This window comes from Janthinobacterium sp. KBS0711, from assembly GCF_000988085.1.
GTDB classification, from domain to species: Bacteria; Pseudomonadota; Gammaproteobacteria; order Burkholderiales; family Burkholderiaceae_D; genus Janthinobacterium; species Janthinobacterium lividum_E.
Window position 1 is genome coordinate 1,074,855 of the sequence record NZ_LBCO01000024.1, and the last position, 20,172, is coordinate 1,095,026.

A 20,172-nucleotide genomic window follows, 5' to 3' on the forward strand; every position below is an offset into this window, starting at 1 on the left:
TTTTCCGGCGTCGTCTTCAAGGTCCACAGCACCGAGGCGAGCGAGAACACGGCGCCGATCAGGAAGGCGGCGATGACGATGTGCGGGATATGGCTGCCATTGACGGCATCCTTGTTCATGCCCAGCATGACCAGCAGCGACGGCGTCAGATAGGCCAGCGTCTGCCCCAGTCCCGTAAACGCGCTTTGCGTGAGAAAACCCAGCGAGTGCTGTTTCTTGTCGAGCTTGTCGCTGACAAAGGCGCGGTACGGCTCCATCGTCACGTTGTTGGCCGCGTCGAGTATCCACAGCAGGCTGGCCGCCATCCACAGGGTGGGACTGAACGGCATGGCCAGCAGGCCCAGGCTGCACAGGATGGCGCCGATCAGGAAGTACGGCGTGCGGCGGCCCCAGCGCGTCACCGTGCGGTCGCTCATGGCGCCGATCAATGGTTGCACGAGCAGGCCCGTCATGGGACCAGCCAGCCACAGGTAGGGCAGGCTCGCCTCGTCGGCGCCCAGGTATTTGTAGATGGGGCTCATGCTGCTTTGCTGCAGCCCAAAGCTGAACTGGATGCCGAAAAAGCCGACATTCATGTTGACGATCTGCCAGAACGACAGATGCGGACGGTGCGCGGTGGCGTCGCTCATGCTGCTTCCTGTTTTTGCTCTTGCTCTTGCTCCCGCTCCAGCCACAGCATATGCCAGGGCTGCAGGCCCACCGTGCCGGACAGCACGCTGCCATCGAGGCTGTTGCGCCATTCACCCGCAGGCAAAGTGTAGCGCTGGCTGGCGCCGCTGAAGTTGCTCAGGCTGAGAAACGCGTCGCCGCGCAACAGCGCCAGCACGGCCGGCGTGGCGGCCGGCAGCACGCTGCGCGGCGCGGCGGCGGCCAGGGCCGGCAAGCGCCGGCGCACGTCGATCAGCTGGCGCAGTGCCGGATACAGCCGGCCGCTGGCGCTCACGCCATCGTGGCGCCATGCCAGCAGGCTGTCGTCGAACGCGGGACGCTGCAGCCAGCGGCTGTCCATCGCCCGGTCGGCGCGCTGCGTGTAGCTGTGATCGTTGGTCATGCCCAGTTCATCGCCCATGTACAGCACCGGCAAGGCGCCAAAGCTCAAGGCCAGGCCATGCAGCAGCAGCAGACGACGCAACGCGTATTCCTGCTCCTGCACCGTGGTGGCGCTTTCCAGGCCGGCCAGGGAGGCGGCCATGCCGTTGCTGCCATGCGCCTTGTCGGCGCTGCTGCTCTGGAAGGCGGCGCCGCGCGCATAGCTGCCGGGGGCGCCGGCGAAGAACCGCGCGATGCGCGCCAGGCGCGCCGGCCCGTTCGCGCCCGCTTCATTGAGCAGCACGTTCCAGCCGATGTCGTCGTGGCAGCGCACGTAACTGAGCCAGCTCGCGGCCGGCGGCAGCGGCGGCGTGGCGGCGATCACCTGCTGCAGCAAGTCCGTGCTTTCCTCGGCCAGCGCGCCCCAGCCGGCGGCCATCAGGCTGCTGTGATAGGCGATATGGCATTCGGGCGCGGTATCGCTGCCAAAGTAGGCGGGCAGCTTGGGCGTGGGCACGATGGCTTCGGCCTTGAGCAGCACGCCCGGCGCGACGATGGCGGCAATCGCCCGCAACGCTTGCAGCAGGCTGTGGGCTTCGGGTTGGTTCATGCAATCGCTGCCTTCGCGCTTCCACAGGAAGGCCGTCGAATCGAGGCGGAACACCTCGATGCCCTGGTTGGCCAGCCCCAGCATGGCGCCGGCCATGGCCGCGAAGACGGCCGGATTGGCGTAATTCAAATCCCACTGGTAGGGATAAAACGTGGTCCAGACCCAGCGCTCGAGCTCCGGCACGAACGTGAAATTACCGGGCGCCGCCTGCGGGAAGACCTGGCCCACGGTGCGTTCGTAGCGGTCCGGCTGCACGCGGTCGGGATAGGTGTGGAAAAAATCGCGCAGCAGCGGATCGCCGGCCTTGGCGCCCAGCGCCCACGCATGGTCGTCGGCCACGTGGTTGAGGATCAGGTCCGAGCACAGGCTGATGCCGGCCGCGCGCAGCTGCGCCGTCAACGCCAGCAAGTCGGCGTTGCTGCCCAGTGCGGGATCGACTTCCTCGAAGCTGGCGACGGCAAAACCGCCATCGCTTTCGCCGGCGCGCGGACGCAAGAACGGCAGCAGATGCAGATACGTCACGCCCAGTTCGCGCAGGTGGGCAATGCGCGCCGCCACGCCCTGCAGGTTGCCGCCAAAGCGCTGCACATACGCGCTGTAACCGAGCATGGACTGGCTGGCAAACCAGTCCGGCTGCGTTTCGCGCTGCGCATCCTGCTGCCGCAGTTCGGGGGCGCGCGCCGCGTACAGCCGCCCCACGCTTTCCATCAGGTCGCCCAGCCAGGGCAGGAAGTCCGGCCGCTGGCCATACAGGCTGCCCAGGCGGTCGAGCAAGACCGCCTCCTGGCGCGCATAGCGGCGCGCCGCATCGTCGCGCAAGTGCGTGGGGAGCGGCGCCAGCAGGCGCGCCAGGGGGCTGCGTATCGAGATCATGAATCCTATCCTTGCTTAAAATGCGTATTTCAGGCTGACCTTGACGGCGCGCCCCGTGATCGAGCGGGCCGCATGGCCATCGCCCTCGACTTCCGTATAGCCGATCTTGTCGAGCAGATTGTTCGCCGTCAGCGCTACCTGCAATTGCGGCGTGAGCTGGTAATTGACGAAGGCGTTGAGCACCTGGTAGGCGGGCAAGGTGATCGTGTGCGCGTCGTCGCCCCACGATTTTCCCGTGCCGACCAGGCTCGCGCCCAGGGTAGCCTGCCCCCACTCATAGGTGGGCGCGATCTGGTACACGACACGCGCCTGGCGCCGCGGCGTATTGCCGATCAGCGCCACGTCGGCCGCCGCCGTGCCCGTGATCTCCGCATCCGTGAACGTCAGGCCGCCATTGATGCGGAAGTCGCCGGCGCTGTAGGCAGCTTCCAGCTCCACGCCCTTCGCTTCATAGCTGTTGGCCGTGCGCAGCTGGGTGGTCGCTTCGTAATTGCTTTCCTTGGTCTTGGCCTGGAACACGGTGACGAAGGTGCTCAGGGGACCGCGCCGCCATTTCACGCCGCCTTCGAGCTGGCGCACGGTATTGATCGCCACGGGCACGCTGCCATCGAGCGGCGTGCCGAACAGGATGCGGTCGGCATTGAAGGCCACGCCTTCGCTGACGCGGGCAAACACGGCCAGGTTGGCTTGCAGCTTGTAGTTCGCGCCCAGCGAGTACGAGGTGTGGCCCAAGGTATAGTCGACCCGCTGCACCGTCGACGGCAGATACGCTTGCGCGCCGGTGGCCTGGTTGGCCGTGCCGCTCGCGTGCTGGCGGTCGCGCCGCAGGCCGCCATCGAGATTCAGCGCACCGCTTTCCCAGGCCAGATTCAGGTAGGGCGACGTCGTGCGGTATTCCATGTCGACGGCGCGCGAGCAGCAGGCGCCGAAGGCCGGGCCGATGTAGCCTGGCGTGCCGCTGACCGTTTGCAGCAGCGCCGGCTGGTCGCCCGTGGCCTGCATCAGGTATTCGTTGAAATTCCAGGTCAGGCCCAGCTTTTGCTGCGACAGGTACAAGCCGGCCGTGGTGGTCAGCTTGCCGCTGTCGAGCACAAACGTCTTGGCCAGCTTGGTGTCGCTCAGGGTATTGCTGGCGTCGTCGATGGACGTGTTGAACACCACGGCGGAAAACGCGCGGCCCGTGTAGGGCTTGCCCTGGTTCGGGCCGCTGGCAAATACATAGCTGCCGTCGCTGCCGTTATTCGACGGGAACACGCCGATGAAGCGTCCCGAGTTGTCGGCATAGCGGAAGTTTTCGCTCACGCTCCAGCCCTGCCCCAGCTTGAACGATGCTTCCACACCCACGGTATCGCTCTTGACGTGCAAGCCGTCGTTGACGCGGGTGGCCACGCGCTGGTTATCCTTGTTCAGCACCATGTCGGGCACCCAGTACGGCGAATAGAAACTGGCCTTGCGCGGGTCGATGCCGGCGATTTCCCCGATGCGGCCATTGCGCACGCTGACCGGCACGGGCAAGGCCGTGGGCGACTGGTCGTCGAGGTGCTTGAACGACAGGCGCACGAAGCCGCTGTCGAATTCATGCGTGACATTGCCGCGGATCTGGCCACCCTTTTCGCTGTTGACGCCACTGTGGCGGATGCCTTCGCCCGTACGCCAGGAGCCGCCGATGAAGAAGCGCGTGCGCTCCGAAATCGGTGCGCCATAATCAAAATCGACCCTCGTCTGGTCGTAGCCCAGGCCGCGGCTGATGGCCACGCTGCCGCCCTTCTCCTTGCCATTCTTGCTGATGAAATTGATGATGCCGCCCGGCGAATTGGTGGCCAGGGTGGAGGCCGAACCGCCGCGCACCACTTCCAGGTGATCGAGCGTGGAATCGATCTTGACGAAGCTGTCGGGCGTGGTGAAATTGAAGTCGCCGAACTGCAGCACGGGCAAGCCGTCTTCCTGGATCTGTACATAGCGCGCGCCGCCGGCGGAAATGGGCAGGCCGCGCACGGTGATGTTGGCATTGCCTTCGCCGCCCGAGGATTCGGCGCGCAAGCCCGGCACCGAGCGCAGGACTTCGGCGGCGCTGGTCGGCGCGTTGTGCAGGATGGTGTCGAGCTCCATGCTGCTGACGGAATTGCTCGATTTCATTTTGGACGTGCCGCCGGTGGTGCCCGTGACCACGATGCGTTCCAGGTTCAGGCCATCGGCAGGAGCGGCGCTGACGGTGTCGGCGGCCGATTGCGCCTGGGCGGCACCCAGTTGCAGCATGGCCAGGGCGACGGCTGCGGCCATGCAGCCGCGTTGAGCAGTACGTGTCTTCATCTTGTCTCCAGTGTTGTGTGCCGATACATCGAGGTATCCGCTTGTTATGAGTACTGGCCGCCGCATGCCGTGGCGCGCTGGCTGAGCCGGTACGCCATTATTCAACGAATAAGAATTTATTGCAATCGATTGCAATAGAGCGCTGCAACATGCAAATATTGTTGTTTTTAAGAGAATATTACGGGTAATACAGAGGAGAGCAGGTGGAGATTAAGGCGATTTCAGCGTTTTTCATGCTGCTATGCAGCATGAAAATAAACGGGGAAATCCGAAATTATTGCAATCGGTTGCAATCGCTTGCCAACACGCTTCAGCGGCCCGAGGCGCGTACGATCAGCTCGGTTGGCAATTGCTGCGATGGCGCAGGCGCGCCGTCGACCAGCGCCAGCAGCGAGGCCACCAGCGCGCGTCCGGCGGCGCGGATCGGCTGGCGCACGGTAGTGAGCGGCGGATGGAAATACGCGGCCAGTTCGATATCGTCGTAGCCGACCACGGCCACCTGTTCCGGCACGGCCACGCCGCGCGCGCGCAGGGCGTTGATGGCGCTCATGGCCAGCAAGTCGCTGCAGGCAAAGATGGCGTCGAACGGCAGCTGGCGGTCCAGCAGTTCCTGCACGTCCGTCGCACCGCCCTGCGGCAGGAAGGAGCCAGCCACGTACAGTTGCGGGTCGGGCGTCAGTCCCTGCGCGGCCAGCGCCTGCGCATAGCCCTGGTGGCGCTGCGCCACTTCGGGCAGCTTGGCGTCGCCAAAGAAGGCGATGCGCCGGCGCCCCGCCGCCAGCAAGTGTTCCGTGGCCAGCCTGCCACCGGCGACGTTATCGCCGCCGACGGTGCAATACAGCTGCTGCGGCAATTGCGCGCCCCACACGACGATGGGCACCTGGCGCGCGGCCAGCTGGTTCAGTTGTTCATGGTGGCGCCACTGGCCGATCAGGATGATGCCGATCACGCGGCCGCTGTCGAAGGACAGGGCGGCCGCATCGAGCGTTTCCGCATCCACGCGCGAAATGAGCATGTCGAAGCCCTGCTCCGTCAGCGCATCGGCCAGGCTGCCCAGCATGCTGAGAAAGAAAGGATCGGACAGGTGCTGGCGCGTGGCCGCGTCATACGGCACCACCACGCCCACCGTGCGGTTCTGTTTCAGGCGCAGGTTTTGCGCGCCGATATTGATGGAATACTTGAGCGAACGGGCCAGTGCGATGACGCGCGCGCGCGTCTCTTCATTGACCAGCGAACTGCCGCTCAGCGCACGCGACACGGTCGACGTGGACACGCCGGCCAGACGCGCGATATCGGCCATCTGCAGGCGTTGCTGCGCCTTCGAATCGTTGCCGGTCATCGTGCGCTCACTGCGGCGCGGTGTCCTTGAACGATGGGCGCTCGGACAGTTTGTCGAACAGGCGCGCCAGCGCCGGATGCTCCGCGCGCCAGTCGATTTCCGGGAAGCGGAAGCTGAGCCAGCCCAGGGCGCAGCCCACGGCCACGTCGGCCAGGGTGTAGTTCTTGCCGGCGCAATAGGCGCTCTCGCCCAGACGTGCTTCCAGCGCCGCCAGGCCCAGGGTGACTTTGTCCAGCTGGCGCGCGATCCAGGCCGCGCTTTGCTGCTCGGGCGGGCGCTGCGTGCGCTCCAGGCGCACCAGCACGCCCGCGTCAAGGATGCCGTCGGCCAACGCTTCCCAATTCTTGATATCGGCCCGCTCGCGGCCATTGCCGCCGGCCGGCAGCAGTTTACAGACGGGCGTGAGCGTGTCGAGGTATTCGACGATGACTTTCGAATCGATCAGCGTGCTGCCATCCTCCATCACCAGGCAAGGCACCTTGCCCAGCGGGTTGGCCTGGGCGATGCGGGTTTCCGGCACCCACACGTTTTCCAGCTCGAAGACATAGTCGAGCTTTTTTTCCGCCAGCACGATACGGGCTTTGCGGACATACGGGCTGGCGAGGGAACCGATCAGTTTCATAGGTACTTTAAGGTAAAGGAGCAGCTAGCAGTATAGCATCGGCGGCAGCGGTGTTTGGCAGCACGCGCCCGGCGGCCTCCAGTGTGTGGCAGGCACGCCGCATCGGCGCCGGATTCGGCCAACATGGGGGCTATCCGCAGCCGACGGACGGCTGGCCAGCGGCCAGCGGTGGTAAAATCGCCCTTTACTGTGGCGCCGCCAGTGTTGCTGTATTGCAATAGCCCTGCCCTCCCCGCGCGCCACACGCCAACCGTTTCTTTAACTTGCGTCCGCTCTCATGACTTCTACTACTCCGTATTCCACGCTGTCGGCCCTGTCTCCGCTCGATGGCCGCTACGCCAGCAAGACCGATCTGCTGCGCCCGATCCTGTCCGAAGCCGGTTTCATGCACCACCGCGTGAAAGTGGAAATCTCCTGGCTGCAAGCGCTGTCGCAAGCCGGTTTCGCTGAAATCAAGCCTTTCTCGGCAGAAGCGAGCGCCCTGCTCGACAAGATGGCAGCCGATTTCTCGGAAGCCGACGCGGTCCGCATCAAGGCCATCGAAGCGGTCACCAACCATGACGTCAAGGCGGTCGAATACTGGCTGAAGGAACAAGTGGCGGACGTGCCGGAACTGGTGGCGGCGTCCGAATTCATCCATTTCGCCTGCACCTCGGAAGACATCAACAACACCTCGCACGGCATGATGCTCAAAGCCGCGCGCGATGGCGTGATGCTGCCGGCATTGAACGGCCTGGTGGCCAAGCTGACGCAGATCGCGCACGACAATGCCGACGTGCCGATGCTGTCGCGCACGCACGGCCAGACGGCCAGCCCGACCACCCTGGGCAAGGAATTTGCCAACGTCGTGGCCCGCTTGCAGCGCGCCGTGAAACGCATCGAGCAAGTGGAAATCCTCGGCAAGATGAATGGCGCCGTCGGCAACTACAACGCCCACCTGTCGGCCTACCCCGGCTTCGACTGGCCGGCATTCTCGCAGGCCGTCATCGAACAGCGCCTGGGCCTGGTCTTCAATCCGTACACCATCCAGATCGAGCCCCACGACTACATGGCCGAACTGTTCGACGCCTTCGCGCGCGCCAACACGATCCTGCTGGACCTGAACCGCGACATCTGGACGTACGTCTCGCTGGGCTACTTCAAGCAGAAACTGAAAGCGGGCGAAATCGGTTCGTCGACCATGCCGCACAAGGTCAACCCGATCGACTTCGAAAACTCGGAAGGCAACCTGGGCCTGGCCAACGCCGTGCTGAAACACCTGTCGGAAAAACTGCCCGTCTCGCGCATGCAGCGCGACCTGACCGATTCGACCGTGCTGCGCAATATCGGCGTGGGCCTGGGCTACACGCTGCTCGCGTATGACAGCTGCCTGCGCGGCCTGAACAAGCTGGAAGTAAACCACGCGCGCCTGGCGCAAGACCTGGACGCAACGTGGGAAGTGCTGGCTGAGCCCGTACAAACCGTCATGCGCCGCTATGGCATCGAAAACCCGTACGAACAGCTGAAAGAGCTGACGCGCGGCAAGGGCATCTCGAAAGAAGCGCTGCAAACCTTCGTCAACGGCCTGGCCATTCCGCAAGATGCCAAGGACGTGCTGCTGACCATGACGCCGGGCAACTACATCGGTATCGCCGCGCAATTGGCCAAAGCCATCTAAGCAATTTCCACATGGGGATCTTACAATCCCACTCCCGCGGGGCGGCCAGCATACAAATGCTGGCCGCCCCGCGGTTTTTCCGGCAATCTTTCTTGTAGAATCTCCAGCACGCAGCGCAATTTGCTTTTCTTTGGTATATTAGGCCGAATTAGTCCTAATACGTACTACTTTCAAGAAAGCCATCGATGCAACGCTACACCACCACCGCCATCATCCTGCACTGGCTGACCGCCCTGCTGATCATCAGCGCCTTCGTCATGGGCCTGGTCATGGTCGACATTCCCGGCCTGACGCCCACCAAGCTCAAATATTTCTCCTGGCATAAATGGCTGGGCGTGACCGTGCTGGCCATCGCCGCCATCCGCCTGCTGTGGCGCAAGGCCAACGTGCCGCCGCCGCACCCGGCCAGCATGGTTGCCTGGCAAAAGAAGGCGGCCGACGCCATGCACGTGCTGCTGTACATCCTGATCTTCGCCGTGCCCGTTTCCGGCTACCTGTACACCCTGGCCGCCGGCGTGCCCGTGGTCTACCTGGGCCTGTTCCAGCTGCCCGTCATCATGGCGCCGAACCCGGAACTTAAGCCGCTTTTAAAAGAGATTCATTATGTTCTGAACATGACGATGGCCGCCGCCGTGGCCGCCCATGTGCTGGCCGCGTTGAAGCACCAGTTCATCGACCGTGATGGCGTGCTTAAGCGCATGCTGCCCTAAGAACGTCGAACCAAACCTACTGCGCGTCGCGATTTGCGGCCTGCGATGCTCACTGTGCTAAAAGCACAGTTCCGCTTCTCGGCCACAACTCACTTCCGCTCGCTACGGTTTTGTCCGGCGTTCCAAGTCCGTCTTAATCTGCTTTGCTCACTGAAACTACAGGAAAAAAACAAGATGAAAACCACCCAACGCATCGTCCTCGCTTCCCTGCTGGGCCTGTCCGTGGCCGCCACCGCCGCCACCTTGCTGAAAGTCGATCCCGCCAAGACCAGCGTGTCGGCCGTGTTCAAGCAAATGAACGTGCCTGTGGAAGCGAAGTTCAAGAAATTCAATATCGCCATCGATTACAACCCGGCCGCGCCGGACGCCTCGAAGGCGTCGGTGGAAATCGAGACGGCCAGCATCGATATCGGCGACCCGGAGTACAACAAGGAAGTGGCGAAGAAAGAATGGTTCAACTCGGCCCAGTTCCCGAAAGCCACCTTTGTCTCGAGCAGCATCAAGGCGGCGGGCGCGGGCAAGCTGACGGTGACAGGCAAGCTGAGCATCAAAGGCAAGACCACCGACGTGACCTTCCCCCTGGCGGTGAAAGCCGATGGCGGAAAATACGCCTTTGACGGCGCCCTGCCGATCAAGCGCCTGACCTATAACATCGGCGAAGGCGAGTGGAAAGACACGAGCATGGTTGCCGATGAGGTCACGATTAAGTTTCATGTTTCAGCTCAGTAACATCCAAAAATCTGTTGTTCAACTTAGTTAGGAATGCAATGAAATTGAAGCACTTGATGATCGCCGTGCTGGCAGCGGCCGGCGCGGGTTCGGCCATGGCCGCTACCGACACCTACAACCTCGACCCGACGCATACCTTCCCCAGCTTTGAAGCCGATCACATGGGCATGTCCGTCTGGCGCGGCAAGTTCAACAAGACCAAGGGCACGGTCACCCTGGACCGCGCCGCCAAGACGGGCAGCCTGGACCTCGTCATTGATGCCGATTCGATCGACTTTGGCCTGGACGCCATGAACACGCACGCGAAAAAAGCGGACATGTTCAATGTCGAGAAATTCCCTGAAATCACCTACAAGAGCAAGTCGCTCAAGTTCAACGGCGATCAGCTGGTGGAAGTCGATGGCGAACTGACCCTGCTGGGCGTGACCAAGCCCGTCAAGCTGAACGTGAGCAAGTTCAAGTGCATCATGCACCCGCGCTACAAGCGTGAAGTGTGCGGCGCCGACGCCACGGCGGAATTCAAGCGCAGCGACTTTGGCCTGAACTACGGCATGCCGGCGTTCTCGCCGGAAGTCAAGCTGGCCATCCAGGTAGAAGCGATCAAGGCCGACTAAACACGACCTTGCCGCCCGACAAGCCCGCCTCGCTGCCCGCAGCCAGGCGGGCTTTTGCATGCGCCACGCGAATCCGCTGGACTTTTCTATCGTGCGGCATCACTATCCATTGGCATGATGTTGTTCTGACATGGCACACCCACTTATCCACGCGCGGAGGACTACATGAATTTCATTATCTGGATCGTTATTGGCGGCGTCATTGGCTGGCTGGCCAGCATGGTCATGAAAACCAATGCGCAACAGGGCATCTTCCTCAATATCGTCGTCGGCATCGTCGGCGCCTTCCTGGGCGGCTGGCTGCTGGCGCCCCTGTTCGGCACGGGCACCATCAATAGCGACAATTTCAGCCTGGCTTCGTTGCTCGTCTCGTTCCTGGGCGCCGTCATCCTGCTGGGCATCGTGAATCTTTTACGCCGCGGCAAAATACGCTAAGCAGACAAAAAGCAGCGTATTCAGCAAGTGGCCGGGCCGCGCAAGCGCCCGGCCACTTTTCATTGTCGCCAGGACACGTATGTACAAATACCACAGCCGCCGCACGGAAAAATGCCCGTTGCCAGCCCGTTTCCGCCCCTACGCCAAGCAAAATGATGCCATTCAAACAAGCACATGCGAACATGCTGCCCGGAAAATGTGATTGACTAGTGCGAGTTCGATACGGATACTCTATGTCGCCCGCTGCACAATCAGCGGGTACTCCGCTGATTCCGACTTCCCTACAATGTAAAAGAACAGAACTCGAATGAAAAAATCTCTCATCGCGCTCGCCATCCTGAGCAACTTCGCACACGCCGACGAAGGCATGTGGATGCCCCAACAGCTGCCACAAGTAGCCAAGGAACTGAAAGCGGCCGGACTGAAACTCGATCCGACCAACCTCACCAAACTGACCGAATTCCCGATGGGCGCCATCGTCAGCCTGGGCGGTTGCTCGGCGTCGTTCGTCTCGCCGCAAGGCTTGGTTGCCACCAACCATCATTGCGTCTACAACAGCGTGGCGGTCAACTCGACCAAGGAACGCGATTTGCTGGCCAACGGTTTCCTGGCCAAGACGTTCGCTGAAGAATTGCCGGCCGCCCCAGGCAGCCGCATCTTCGTCACCTCGGCCGTGACCAATGTCAGCGACAAGATCATCACCGCCGACGTGGCCAAGCTGCAAGGCAAGGCACGCATCGACGCGATCGAGAAAAACCAGAAGAAACTGGTCGCCGAATGCGAAAAAGAAGCGGGCTTCCGCTGCACCGTGTCGGCCTACTACGGCGGCCTGGAGTTCTACCTGATCAAACAACTGGAAATCCGCGACGTGCGCCTGGTGCACGCGCCTCCAGCCGGTGTGGGTAAATTCGGCGGCGACACCGACAATTGGATGTGGCCACGCCACACGGGCGACTACGGTTTCTACCGCGCCTACGTCAGCAAAGACGGCAAAGCTGCCGACTTCAGCAAGGACAACGTGCCTTACCAGCCAAAACACGTGCTGAAACTGGCCAAGGATGGCTTGAAAGAAGGCGATTTCGTCATGGTCCTGGGCTACCCTGGCCGCACCAACCGTCACCGCCTGCCATCGGAAGTGGCGTACACGTTTGACTGGAACTACCCGGCCTTCGTGAAAGCGTCGGGCGAAACCCTGGCCATCATCGCGCGCGAAACCAAGGACAACAAGGATGTTGCCCTGAAATACGCGGGTCAAGTTGCCGGCGTGAACAATTACTACAAGAACCGCCAAGGCATGCTGGACTCGTACGCCGGCAGCGACTTCCTGGCGCGCAAAACGGCGGAACATGAAGCCCTGAAGACCTGGGTCAACGCCACGCCGGCACGCAAGGCGGAATTTGCCGGCGATATCGAGCAAGTGGAAAAGCTGATCGCCGAGCGCGATGCCGACACCAAGCGCGATTTCTTCCTCAGCTACGCACAGCCGCGCCTGCTGAACACGGCACGCAGCCTGTACCGCCTGTCGAACGAAGGCACCAAGGCCGATACGGAACGCAAATCCGGCTACCAGACGCGCGACTTGCCACGCCTGGAAGCAGGCATCACTTCGGTCGAGCGCACCTACGATGAAAAAGTCGACAAGGCGCTGGTACTGAACAGCCTGACCAAGTACGCAGCGCAACCGGCAGCACAACGCCGCGCCAGCTTCGACGCCGCCATCGGCATCAAGGACGGCATGTCGCCAGCCGACCTGTCCGCCGCCCTGGACAAACTGTATGCAGGCAGCAAGCTGGCCGACAAGGCCGAGCGCGCAGCATGGCTGAAACGCACGCCAGCCGAATTCCAGGCCAGCAAGGACAGCTTCATCCAGGCAGCCGTTGCCATGTACCCGGATTCGCTGAAAAACGAAGCGGAAGACGAAGAACTGGCCGGCAAGATCCAGCAAGCCTACGCCAACTACATGAAAGCCAAAATTGCCTTCATGAAGAGCAAGGGCCAAGCCGTCTATCCTGACGCCAACAGCACCCTGCGCGTCACGTTCGGCAAAGTAGCCGGCCGCGACCATGGCGCCGACGGCACCACCTGGTCTGCCTTCACCACCGTCAATGGCGTCGCCGCCAAAGCCACGGGCCAGGGCGAGTTCAATGCACCGGCAAATCAACTGGCCGCGATCAAAGCCAAGGACTTCGGTAAATTCGTCGATCCCAAGCTGAAAACCGTACCGGTCGACTACCTGGCTACCCTGGACATCACCGGCGGCAACTCCGGTTCGGCTGCCCTGAACGCCAAAGGCGAATTCATCGGCCTGGCCTTCGACGGCACCCTGGACTCGATTATTTCCGATTGGGACTACAACAAGGCCAACACCCGTTCGATCCAGGTCGACCTGCGCTACATGCTGTGGAACATGAAACACATCGACCACGCAGACAACCTGCTGAAAGAAATGGGCGCTGAATAACAAGAAGCAATAACCCGGCAACGGGCGCTTTAGCCTGAGCCACTCCTGCGGGAGTGGCTTTTTTTCGCCTAGCGTTTTACCTTGGTGAAACGGTAAGGCACGGCTTGCTCCTCGCCAAACACTTGCGCCCTGCCACTTCCCAAGGGCAGCATCACCCGCCGGCCATCGTGCAGCAGCAAGGCCAGGTCGGCGCCGGGAAAGCGCTGCGCCAGCAGCGGATACGCTTGCCGGGCAATACCGGCGGCGGGAATCACGATACGGTAGTCGCCACCGCCAAAGTCCAGCAGCAGCGCGGGCAGCTCATCGGGCCCCGGCAGCGCCGTGATGCGCAGGCGCGCATTTCCCTTGACGAATTCGAGGGCCGACCACAGCGGCAAAGGGCGTTGCGTGGGCCCGGTCTGCAGCTGCGGCGCGTGGCCCGCTTGCGCCGACGTCAGCAAGACGTCGGGCCGTTCTTCCGACACTGCCCCATCGACGGCCAGCAGCCAGCCCCGGTAGCGTATCAGCGCGCCCTGTGCAGCGGCTGTGACGGAGCCGCCCTGCGCCACCGGTCCCTTGCCTGCTGGCAAGCGCAATGGCGCCGCCTGTGCCGCCAGGCAAGCCCACCACAGCAGCGCCGCCATCGCCATCGCTGTCACCGTCTTCACCATGCCGCCTCCCCCTCGCGCGTGAAACCTATTCATAACACAAGTGCGGCCCGGCACCTCTGCCGCGCCTCAAGGCGCCAACGCCGGTGCTACAATTGGCCCCTAGCGGGCGTACTTACCCAGCGCGCCTTCCCCCTCCCAGACTCAGACCGCTATGCCACCAGACTTGCGCACGACCTACGAACTCGGTAACCACAACCAGACCACGACCTGGCTGGAATGCATCACCTTCTATCAAGATCTCGCCGCACGCTACCCGCAAGTGCTGCATTTCGAACAGATCGGCCTGTCCGATTCGGGCGTGCCTATTCACGCTGGCGTCGTCAGCGCGGACGGCGTGTTCGACCGCGAACAGATCAAGCGTGAAGGCCGCACCGTCTTCTTCAACAACAACGGCATCCATCCGGGCGAACCGGAAGGCATCGACGCTTGCATGGCCATCGTGCGCGACCTGTGCACGCAGCCGGAACGCCTGGCGGCGCTGGGTAGCACCGTGCTGCTGTTCATTCCCATCTACAACGTCGATGGCAGCCTGAACCGCTCCAACACGTCGCGCGTGAACCAGGATGGCCCGGAGCAATTCGGTTTCCGCGGCAATAGCCGCCACCTGGACTTGAACCGCGATTTCATCAAGTGCGACAGCCTGAACGCGCAAGTGTTCAATCGCCTGCTGGCCAACTGGGACCCGGACGTGATGGTCGACACGCACACGTCGAACGGCGCCGACTACCCGTACACGATGACCCTGATCCACACGCAGACGGACAAGCTGGGCAATGGCCTGGGTCCCTTCCTGCAAGACACCATGCTGCCGCACATCTTTGCGCAGATGGAAAGCGCCGGCTGGCCCACCTGCCCGTATGTGAACCCCGTCAAGGATAGTCCCGACCACGGCATCGCCGAGTTCCTCGAAGTGCCCCGTTTCTCGACCGGCTTTGCGGCCTTGCATCACGTTATCGGCTTCATGCCGGAAACGCACATGTTGAAACCGTTTGCCGACCGCTACGCCTCCATGCGCACCCTGCTCGACATCACTATGGCGTTCACGGTCAAACACGGCGAACAGATCAAGCAACTGCGCGCGCAAGCCAAGGCGGCGGGACGCACGCAAGCCGAGTGGCCCATCCACTGGGCCATGAATGAAGAACAGCCGTCGACCTTCCCCTTCAAGGGCTATGCGGCGCAATACACGCCAAGTATCCTCGGCGATTACCAGCGCCTGTCCTACGACCGCTCGCAGCCGTGGGAACGCGATATCGCCTACTACAACCGCTTCGATGCGGACGTCACCGTGGCCGCGCCGAAAGCCTATGTCGTGCCGCAGGCGTGGCGCGAAGTCATCGAACGCCTGCGCTGGAACGGCGTCGAAATGTCACGCATCACCGCCGAACAGACGGTAACGGCGCGCTACTACCACATCACCAAGGTCGGCACGCGCGCCACGGCCTACGAAGGCCACATGTTCCACGACACGGTCGACGTGGAAGCACGCACGGGCCAGTTCACCGTGCAGGCGGGCGATTATGTTGTCAGCCTGGACCAGGATAATGCCCGCTATGCGGTGGAAACCCTGGAACCGCAGGCGCACGACAGCTTCTTCCGCTGGGGCTTCTTCAACAGCGTGCTGGAAAAGAAAGAAGCATTTTCCGATTACGTGTTCGAAGACATGGCGTCCGAACTGCTGCGCGATGAGCCGGCGCTGGCGGCCAAGTTTGCCGACTGGAAAGCGGCCAACCCTGCCCTGCTGAGCAATCAGGAAGCCGTGCTCGACTTCATCTTTGCACACTGCCAGCGCTTTGCCGAGCCGGAATGGCGGCGTTACCCTGTCATCGCCCTGATGTAACTCCGGGCTGTAGCGAATGCAACATCCTGGCGCCGCATCGGAGACCCCGGTGCGGCGCCTCTTTCTGTGCCCTGCCCACAAGGTAATCCCATGCACTACGCACTGAACCTGCGCACCTTTATTTACAGCCATTATTTTTACCTGGGCTTGCGCGTGGCCATCGGCCTGGTCGGCCTGGCCTTGCTGACCCAGGAAATCAGCGACAGCGCCACCGCCATGACGGTATGCATCGGCGCCCTGTGCACGACCCTGATGGACATGCCCAGCCCGCTGCGCCACAAGTTCAACGAGATGCTGGCTTCCGTGCTGCTGTGCAGCGCCGTGACCTTATTGATCAGCCTGTGCGGCCCCGTGCAGTGGCTGTTGATGACGGTGCTCGTGCTCGTCAGTTTCCTCGCCAGCATGATGGTGGTGTACGGCAAGAAATCCATGCCCTTGCAACTGGCCGCCCTGTTCATCATGACCATGTCGATGGAGCATCAGATGACGTGGCAGCAATCGTTTCACCACGCGGGCCTGTTCATGCTGGGGGGATTGATCTATCTGGCCTACGCCATGGCCATCGCCTGGGTCTTGCGCCACCGCATCAAGCAGCAAGTGCTGGCCGAAGCCCTGTTCGAACTGGCCGCCTACATCGACATCAAGGCCGATTTCTACGATGCACGCTTCAATTTGACGGAGCAGTTCAACAAGCTGGTGCGCCATCAAAGCATCCTGGCCGACCGCCAGCAGGCGTCGCGCGATCTGATTCTGCGCAGCCACAAGAACAGCAAGGACGCCATCGTCGTGCAAGTGCACGTGTGCATGCTCGATCTGTATGAACTGATCCTTTCCACGCACACGGATTACGCGCTGCTGCGCCAGCACCTGGCCGACTCCGACGTGCTGAAATCCCTGCACGACCTGGCCTACAAGGCGGCGCGCGACATCGAATCCGTCGCCTACGCCGTCACGCGCAAGCGCGCTTCGTATGCGCAGATCAGCTATGACAAGGAATGGGCCGACATCGAAGGAGAAATTGCCCGCCTGCACGCAAAAGGCAACAGCGCGCAAGAGGCACTGGCGACGTTACGCGCGCAGCGCAACAAGATTCGCGCCATTCTGAAAATGATAGCTGAGCTGCACCTGGCCACGCAAAAAGTCTACGACAACGTGCCATTCTGGAGCGGCGCGGACATGGCGCCATTCCTGTCGCAGCAGAAATACGAACTGAAGACCCTGCTGGCCAACTTGCGCCTGGACTCGCCCGTGTTCCGCTTCGCCCTGCGCGTGTCGATGGCCATTTCCGTGGGATTGCTGATCGGCCACTGGCTGCCGTATGCGGCGCACAGCTACTGGATCGTGCTCACTATCGTCATCATCCTGCGCCCCACCTTCAGCATGACGCGCCAGCGCCGCGCCGACCGCATCATCGGCACCATCATCGGCTGCGTGGTCACGGCCATCGTGATCCGCTTCGTGCACAGCAATATCGTGCTGATGGCCATCCTGTTCCTCTCCATCGTGGCCACGCCCACCTTCATCTATTTGCGCTACCGCTACACGGCCATCGCCGTCAGCCTGATGATTCTGCTGCAAATGCACCTGGTGGCGCCCAGCAACCCGAACCTCGTCAGCGAACGCCTGATCGATACCCTGATCGGCGCGGCGGTGGCCACCGTATTCAGCTTCGTGCTGGCCAACTGGGAATACCAGAGCCTGCCGCGCCTCGTGCGCCAGGTGCTGAACGTGAACCTGTCATACATGCAAGCCAGCTTCGCGCTGCTGCAAGGAAAGTGTTTCGATGATTTCGCCTACCGCATCGAACGCAAGCGACTGATGGACAGCCTGGCCGCGCTCAGCTCGGCACTGGTACGCATGCTCGACGAACCGGCCAGCAAGCAGCGGGCAGTGGAAGACATCAACCTGTTCATCGTGCAAAATTATTTGCTGGTCGCCCACGTGGCGGCGCTGCGCTCGATCCTGGGACGCCATGCCAGCCAGCTGCCCGTCGCGCCCGTCAACGCCCTGCTTGGCCACAGCCATACGCAAGTGTGTCTGACCCTGTCGCGCGCGCTGGACCAGCTCGACGACAAGGCCGCCATCAGCGCCCCGCTGGCCGCTGCTGCCGCCCCGCCCGTGAGCGAAGTGGACTGGTCGGGCTGGCCGCTGGTCAAAAGACGCATCCGCCTGTTGCAAGCCGATGCCGACAAGATCGTAGTACATAGCGCGGCGATCGTGCATATCGTGGCCCCCAGATAATCTTTGGGGGGCGCCCTGGCGCAAGTGGTGTCATCAGGAGGTCATCTGGCTTCTCTATGCTGCCATGGTTTTTCCACTTCCAGCCAAGGTCTTCCATGCACGCATTTCCCCTGAGCCGGCGCCTGCCGCTGGCGCTGGCCATCAGCGCCGCCCTCGCCCTTGCCGCTTGCGGCGGTTCCGACCACCAGGAAACGGCGCTCGTCATTCCCGCCGCGCCCGCCGACCAGGGCGCGCCCGATACGGCGCCGCCATCGGCCACAGCCCTCCCCTTTGTCGACAATATCGCCAGCAACCAGCGCGGCGATGCGCGCTACGCCACGGCCGCCACGAATGCGGGCGTGCGCGTGCTGATCGGCATGCTCGACATCTGGAAACCATTGACGGAAATCGTCGATGCCGGCGTCTCGGCGCCGGCCGTGGACGGCTTCCCCGCCGTCGTGCCTTCCGCCTGGACGGGCGTGCCCAACGATGGCACGCCGGGCGGCACCATCGTCAATGCCAGCGTGCACAATGCCAACATCGATTTCGTCATCAAAGCCACCACCAGCCGCACCCCCGCGCAGGAACTGGCCGCCTACCTCGATGACCGCCGCGGCAAGGGCTACAGCATCACCGACGGCATGGGTCCGCTGACAGACGCCTGGCGCAGCGCGGCGCGCCAGACCACCAGCATCACAGACATTGCGCCGGATGCGACAAGCAAACTCTACAACGACAGCGGCAGCAACACGGGCGTGGCGGGCAGCGCCAATGCCGAGTTCGGCAACGTGGTGGGCCTCGTCAACGCCATGGGCAACAATGGCTCGACGGAACCGGCCAAGCGCTTCTACAAATATGCGCGCCCGTTCCGCTGGAGCAGCAATGTGGCCGTGATCCCGGCCCTGCTGCCGGCCAGGAGCGCCACGCCCGCCACCGATGGCGGCTTTACCAGCGGCCATTCGGCCGAAGCCGTGCGCGGCGCGCTGGGCATGGCGTATGCCTTGCCCGAGCGCTACCAGGAAATGGTGGCGCGGGGCCTGGAGCTCGGTGAAAACCGCATCATCGCCGGCATGCATTCGCCGCTCGACGTGATCAGCGGCCGCGTGCAGGCGCAAGCCATCGTCGCCGCCAACCTGCTCGACCCGGCAACGGCCGCCACCAAGGCCGCCGCCGTAACGCAGGCGCACACGACCCTGATGGCGAAAACCGGCACCACGGCCGACACCTTCTATGACTACGCCCATTCGGGCACCGGCGCCAACGACCGCTTTGCGGACTACGCCAGCACCAAGGCCGCCTATATCCGCCGCCTGACCTTCGGTTTCGCGCAGACAGGCGCCGCCAATGCGCCGGCCGTCGTGCCGAAAGGCGCGGAAGTGCTGCTGGAAACGCGTTTGCCGTATCTGTCCGACGCGCAGCGCCGCGTGGTGCTGAAAACAACGGCCTTGCCATCGGGCTACCCGGTGATGGACGATGCTGAAGGCTGGGGCCGCTTGAACCTGTTTGCCGCCGCCGACGGCTATGCCGTCTTCACGGGCAATGTCGTCATCAGCATGGATGCGGCCAAGGGCGGCTTCTACGCCGTCGACCGCTGGCGCAACGACATCGGCGGCACGGGCAAGCTGAACAAGCAAGGCACGGGCACACTGAAGCTGGGCGGCAACAATAGCTGGAGCGGCGGCACGCAGCTGGAAGGGGGCCGCCTGGAAGGCTTGTCGGCCACGGCCTTCGGCAAGGGCGACGTGTATGTCAGCGGCGGCACCCTGGTCAGCAATGCACCGTCCGGCCTGGCGCTGGCCGGCAAGTACACGCAGCTGGCCAACGGCAACCTGGAATTAAAGCTGGGCAGCGGACAGCTAGGCCGCCTGAGCGTGGCGGGCCAGATGACGGTGGCGGGCGGCAGCCTGAAGGTGACGTTCCAGAACGGCTACAAGCCGGCCGCCGGCGACACCCTGACCGTGCTGCAGGGCGCCAGCCTGAAAGGCAAGTTCGACAGCATCACGGTCGATGGTTTCAAGGTGACGCCGACGTACACGGCAACGGGCTTGCAGCTGCGCCTGGATGTATAGGCGA

Annotated in this window: 15 protein-coding genes; 9 read left to right on the forward strand and 6 right to left on the reverse strand. The window is 62.8% G+C overall.

Annotated elements, in window-relative coordinates:
- The 5 genes from VM94_RS29075 to VM94_RS17475 form a co-directional block, all read right to left on the reverse strand.
- On the reverse strand, positions 1 to 629 hold a 629-nt coding region (locus VM94_RS29075; RefSeq protein WP_046684705.1), incomplete at its 3' end, for an MFS transporter.
- Positions 626 to 2,512: an alpha-amylase family glycosyl hydrolase gene (locus VM94_RS17460; protein ID WP_052755799.1), complete on the reverse strand. Its 1,887-nt coding sequence runs from the start codon at positions 2,510 to 2,512 to the stop codon at positions 626 to 628. The genes VM94_RS17460 and VM94_RS29075, both read right to left, overlap by 4 nt.
- A gap of 15 nt (positions 2,513 to 2,527) precedes the next feature.
- Positions 2,528 to 4,822, reverse strand: a complete 2,295-nt coding sequence (locus VM94_RS17465) for a TonB-dependent receptor (RefSeq protein ID WP_046684506.1) — start codon at positions 4,820 to 4,822, stop codon at positions 2,528 to 2,530.
- 310 nt (positions 4,823 to 5,132) lie between these two features.
- Positions 5,133 to 6,161, reverse strand: coding sequence for a LacI family DNA-binding transcriptional regulator (locus VM94_RS17470; protein ID WP_046684507.1), 1,029 nt, complete (start codon positions 6,159 to 6,161; stop codon positions 5,133 to 5,135).
- A 7-nt stretch (positions 6,162 to 6,168) separates the two neighbouring features.
- Entirely contained in the window at positions 6,169 to 6,783 is a 615-nt protein-coding gene (locus VM94_RS17475) for a glutathione S-transferase N-terminal domain-containing protein (RefSeq protein WP_046684508.1), read from the reverse strand.
- A 277-nt stretch (positions 6,784 to 7,060) separates the two neighbouring features.
- On the opposite strand from VM94_RS17475, the gene purB reads away from it, so the two are divergent.
- The 6 genes from purB (at position 7,061) to VM94_RS17505 (ending at position 13,389) form a co-directional block, all read left to right on the forward strand.
- Entirely contained in the window at positions 7,061 to 8,440 is a 1,380-nt protein-coding gene (gene purB / locus VM94_RS17480) for an adenylosuccinate lyase (protein ID WP_046684509.1), read from the forward strand.
- A 185-nt stretch (positions 8,441 to 8,625) separates the two neighbouring features.
- Positions 8,626 to 9,150: a cytochrome b gene (locus tag VM94_RS17485; RefSeq protein WP_046684510.1), complete on the forward strand. Its 525-nt coding sequence runs from the start codon at positions 8,626 to 8,628 to the stop codon at positions 9,148 to 9,150.
- 174 nt (positions 9,151 to 9,324) lie between these two features.
- On the forward strand, positions 9,325 to 9,879 hold the full coding sequence (locus tag VM94_RS17490) for a YceI family protein (RefSeq protein ID WP_046684511.1): 555 nt from the start codon (positions 9,325 to 9,327) through the stop codon (positions 9,877 to 9,879).
- Positions 9,880 to 9,917: 38 nt separating this feature from the next.
- Entirely contained in the window at positions 9,918 to 10,493 is a 576-nt protein-coding gene (locus VM94_RS17495; protein WP_046684512.1) for a YceI family protein, read from the forward strand.
- Positions 10,494 to 10,658: 165 nt separating this feature from the next.
- Entirely contained in the window at positions 10,659 to 10,928 is a 270-nt protein-coding gene (locus VM94_RS17500) for a GlsB/YeaQ/YmgE family stress response membrane protein (RefSeq protein ID WP_034778894.1), read from the forward strand.
- Positions 10,929 to 11,235: 307 nt separating this feature from the next.
- A complete protein-coding gene (locus VM94_RS17505; protein ID WP_046684513.1) occupies positions 11,236 to 13,389 on the forward strand; it encodes a S46 family peptidase in 2,154 nt (717 codons plus the stop codon).
- Positions 13,390 to 13,457: 68 nt separating this feature from the next.
- On the opposite strand, the gene VM94_RS17510 is transcribed toward VM94_RS17505, so the two are convergent.
- Positions 13,458 to 14,072 (reverse strand): hypothetical protein, encoded by a 615-nt coding sequence (locus VM94_RS17510; protein ID WP_138828968.1) that lies wholly within the window; start codon positions 14,070 to 14,072, stop codon positions 13,458 to 13,460.
- A 118-nt stretch (positions 14,073 to 14,190) separates the two neighbouring features.
- Between VM94_RS17510 and VM94_RS17515 the strand changes: the two genes are divergently transcribed.
- The 3 genes from VM94_RS17515 (at position 14,191) to VM94_RS17525 (ending at position 20,168) form a co-directional block, all read left to right on the forward strand.
- Positions 14,191 to 15,879 carry a M14 family zinc carboxypeptidase gene (locus VM94_RS17515; RefSeq protein WP_046684515.1) on the forward strand — a complete coding sequence of 563 codons (1,689 nt, stop codon included), beginning with the start codon at positions 14,191 to 14,193 and terminating at the stop codon, positions 15,877 to 15,879.
- Positions 15,880 to 15,969: 90 nt separating this feature from the next.
- Entirely contained in the window at positions 15,970 to 18,120 is a 2,151-nt protein-coding gene (locus VM94_RS17520; RefSeq protein WP_046684516.1) for an FUSC family protein, read from the forward strand.
- A 95-nt stretch (positions 18,121 to 18,215) separates the two neighbouring features.
- Positions 18,216 to 20,168 (forward strand): acid phosphatase, encoded by a 1,953-nt coding sequence (locus tag VM94_RS17525; protein WP_046684517.1) that lies wholly within the window; start codon positions 18,216 to 18,218, stop codon positions 20,166 to 20,168.
- Positions 20,169 to 20,172: the final 4 nt, after the last annotated feature.

What these genes read in the sequence shown, in the direction of transcription:
- VM94_RS17460 (WP_052755799.1), bottom strand. Translation starts at nt 2,512, where the DNA reads ATGATCTCGATACGCAGCCCCCTGGCGCGCCTGCTGGCGCCGCTCCCC.
- VM94_RS17465 (WP_046684506.1), bottom strand. Translation starts at nt 4,822, where the DNA reads ATGAAGACACGTACTGCTCAACGCGGCTGCATGGCCGCAGCCGTCGCC.
- VM94_RS17470 (WP_046684507.1), bottom strand. Translation starts at nt 6,161, where the DNA reads ATGACCGGCAACGATTCGAAGGCGCAGCAACGCCTGCAGATGGCCGAT.
- VM94_RS17475 (WP_046684508.1), bottom strand. Translation starts at nt 6,783, where the DNA reads ATGAAACTGATCGGTTCCCTCGCCAGCCCGTATGTCCGCAAAGCCCGT.
- purB (WP_046684509.1), top strand. Translation starts at nt 7,061, where the DNA reads ATGACTTCTACTACTCCGTATTCCACGCTGTCGGCCCTGTCTCCGCTC.
- VM94_RS17485 (WP_046684510.1), top strand. Translation starts at nt 8,626, where the DNA reads ATGCAACGCTACACCACCACCGCCATCATCCTGCACTGGCTGACCGCC.
- VM94_RS17490 (WP_046684511.1), top strand. Translation starts at nt 9,325, where the DNA reads ATGAAAACCACCCAACGCATCGTCCTCGCTTCCCTGCTGGGCCTGTCC.
- VM94_RS17495 (WP_046684512.1), top strand. Translation starts at nt 9,918, where the DNA reads ATGAAATTGAAGCACTTGATGATCGCCGTGCTGGCAGCGGCCGGCGCG.
- VM94_RS17500 (WP_034778894.1), top strand. Translation starts at nt 10,659, where the DNA reads ATGAATTTCATTATCTGGATCGTTATTGGCGGCGTCATTGGCTGGCTG.
- VM94_RS17505 (WP_046684513.1), top strand. Translation starts at nt 11,236, where the DNA reads ATGAAAAAATCTCTCATCGCGCTCGCCATCCTGAGCAACTTCGCACAC.
- VM94_RS17510 (WP_138828968.1), bottom strand. Translation starts at nt 14,072, where the DNA reads ATGAATAGGTTTCACGCGCGAGGGGGAGGCGGCATGGTGAAGACGGTG.
- VM94_RS17515 (WP_046684515.1), top strand. Translation starts at nt 14,191, where the DNA reads ATGCCACCAGACTTGCGCACGACCTACGAACTCGGTAACCACAACCAG.
- VM94_RS17520 (WP_046684516.1), top strand. Translation starts at nt 15,970, where the DNA reads ATGCACTACGCACTGAACCTGCGCACCTTTATTTACAGCCATTATTTT.
- VM94_RS17525 (WP_046684517.1), top strand. Translation starts at nt 18,216, where the DNA reads ATGCACGCATTTCCCCTGAGCCGGCGCCTGCCGCTGGCGCTGGCCATC.